The organism is Serratia sp. LTN-2 (genome assembly GCF_059740205.1).
On record NZ_JCAXDO010000045.1, the window covers coordinates 4712 to 5411 of the forward strand.

Genomic DNA, 700 nt, shown 5'->3' on the forward strand with positions numbered 1-700 from the left:
AATCTTGCCTTCGGCGATTAACTGAGATGCGATAAATACCGCAGCGGTTGATGGCGGGAGGAGAAGGCGAAAGCCTTCGGCAAGGTTCGAGCTGTGCAGCGCAAGGCGCAGCCGGCCCGAAGGATGCGAGCCGAGTGATGAACAATCCTGCTCCATCCCAAAATTCTACAGAAAAATCAGGTAGCCGAGTTCCAGGATGCGGGCATCGTATAATGGCTATTACCTCAGCCTTCCAAGCTGATGATGTGGGTTCGATTCCCACTGCCCGCTCCAAGATGTGCTGATATAGCTCAGTTGGTAGAGCGCACCCTTGGTAAGGGTGAGGTCGGCAGTTCGAATCTGCCTATCAGCACCACTTCTTAATTTCTCGCCCCCTGATTTTCTTTCTGTTCTGGATTCAACGAGCAAATGCTTGGTTGATGTGGTGATACCACCGATTTATCCGTGTCTTAGAGGGACAATCGATGTCTAAAGAAAAGTTTGAACGTACAAAACCGCACGTTAACGTCGGTACTATCGGCCACGTTGACCACGGTAAAACTACCCTGACTGCAGCGATCACTACCGTACTGGCTAAAACCTACGGCGGTTCTGCACGTGCTTTCGACCAGATCGATAACGCACCAGAAGAAAAAGCTCGTGGTATCACCATCAACACCTCTCACGTTGAGTATGACACCCCGACTCGTCACTACGCGCA

The 700-nt window shown here is 51.1% G+C and carries 1 protein-coding gene, 2 tRNA genes and 1 other RNA gene; all 4 read left to right on the forward strand.

Annotated elements, in window-relative coordinates; all coding sequences use genetic code 11:
- The first annotated feature begins 46 nt into the window (after nt 1-46).
- A non-coding RNA gene (locus tag AC6BYQ_RS27945) (RtT sRNA) lies at nt 47-162 on the forward strand.
- Between the two features lie 36 nt (nt 163-198).
- Nucleotides 199-273: transfer RNA gene (locus AC6BYQ_RS27950), tRNA-Gly, on the forward strand.
- A gap of 6 nt (nt 274-279) precedes the next feature.
- A tRNA-Thr gene (locus AC6BYQ_RS27955) sits at nt 280-355 on the forward strand.
- Nucleotides 356-464: 109 nt separating this feature from the next.
- Nucleotides 465-700, forward strand: a 236-nt coding sequence (locus AC6BYQ_RS27960) for a GTP-binding protein (protein WP_020882629.1), incomplete at its 3' end; no start/stop codon positions are given.